Here is a 1,702-nt window from a genome sequence, read left to right as displayed (position 1 = left end):
AATCGAGTAGGAGGAGGCGGCTAGCCTCCGTCCTCTCACACCACCGTACATGCGGGTCCGCATACGGCGGTTCCGAAAGGTTAACAAAGCTCCAAATATCGAGAAAGTAAGCTTTTCAGCCCTTTCGCTTCCCAATATGCCATAACAAAGCAAGCCCAGTTCGGCACGCCCAGTGCCCGAAGTTCGCGGATTCGAGTGCGTACCCGTTTCCACTGTTTCCATAGGCACATTCGTAACCTCCGGCGAATCCATTGGTCAAACTTCCCGCAATGGCTTTTAGCTGAGGCTAGTCGGAAATAACCGATCCAACCCATCATGTAGCGATTTAGTTGGATGATGCGGTCTTCCATCGAGATCGGTCGCGTACGGTTCGTCAGTTCGCGGACCTTCTCCTTGAAACGGGAGATCGTCTTCGGCGCTAATCGAATCGTCGCTTTCTTGTCGTTCAGGAAGCTAAAGCCGAGGAACTTGCGGCTCCATGGTCGGTCCACCGCGCTTTTGTCTCGATTCACTCTCAATTTCAGCTTTCCTTCCACGAAGTCTGTCACCGACTTCAAGACGCGTTCACCTGCGCGTTTGCTTGCCACGAAGATGTTACAGTCATCCGCATAGCGGACGAATCGCAAACCTCGCTTGNNGTAGGCTCGGATCAATTTCAGGATCCGTTTGTCCGTCACTTTTCGGGCTACCCTTGCCATCAGCATGTCGTGATTTACCCGGTCAAAGAATTTCTCCAAATCCATGTCGACGACCCATCGAAGGCCGCTCTGGATGTAGCGCTGCGCTTGTTTCACTGCGTCATGGGCTCGTTTTCCCGGGCGAAAGCCGTAACTGTGCCACGAGAAATGAACGTCGAAGACCGGGTTCAACACTTGCAGAAGGGCCTGCTGGAGAAAGCGGTCCATGACGGTCGGGATACCAAGCAGCCTCACGCCGCCTCCGGGTTTGGGGATTTCTACCCGTTTGACTGGCGAGGGTCTGTAGGTTCCCGTCAGGAGTGCAGCTTTCACCGCTTCCCAGTGTGTCTTCAGGTAAACTTGTAGATGTGCTACCGTTACGCCGTCCACACCGGGTGCTCCTCCGTTCTGAACCACTCGCTTGTACGCGAGTCGAAGGTTGTCCCCTTCGAGCATTCGCTCCAACAGCTCGTATTGGTCTTCACGAGTGGAGGGGGCGATTTGTGCCGACGAAGAACTCGGCGCTCCGGCATACCCTGACGGCTTCACCGCTTCTCTTTGCCGCAAGCTCTCTTGCGAGATTTCCTGCTGTCTCTGCTCTTCATGCGAACGCATCGGTTTCCACTCTCCTTTCGGTTCGGTCCTTCCGGTTCCCGGCGTCCCGTACTCCCGTACTATGACCTCTGCTGACTCCTGCGGATTCAACGCGGCTTCTCAGCCGCGGTTACGAAGTGAATTCGCGTATTCCGCAGGCCTCCCCAGATAAGAACGTCATCTTTCTGCCCGCAACCACTGGAGTTTACAGGGGTAGCCCTTGGCGACTTTGGATTTCGTCATGTAGTGGTGACTCATCCGACTAGCCCTGCCTCAAATCCAGTTCGTGTACCTTGGCTCGTGCATTTGCCTCCAGCTTCCTTCAGATTCCACCTCGCGGTGGACACCCTTGCTCTTGGCTAACGGTAGGCGTTCGCCAGCCCCCGTTCGGGACTTTCACCCTAGAGATGACGCCCATGCTGGGCGTACAC

General features: G+C 55.4%; 1 protein-coding gene. It reads right to left on the bottom strand.

The features are described 5' to 3' along the window. Positions 1-80: 80 nt before the first annotated feature. Entirely contained in the window at positions 81-1,292 is a 1,212-nt protein-coding gene (locus ET33_RS35635) for a group II intron reverse transcriptase/maturase (protein WP_051776119.1), read from the bottom strand. Between the last annotated feature and the right edge of the window lie 410 nt (positions 1,293-1,702).

This window comes from Paenibacillus tyrphae (assembly GCF_000722545.1).
Taxonomy (GTDB): Bacteria; Bacillota; Bacilli; order Paenibacillales; family NBRC-103111; genus Paenibacillus_G; species Paenibacillus_G tyrfis.
Note: the sequence above shows the minus strand (reverse complement) of the source record. Positions and strands in the feature narration are given on the sequence as shown.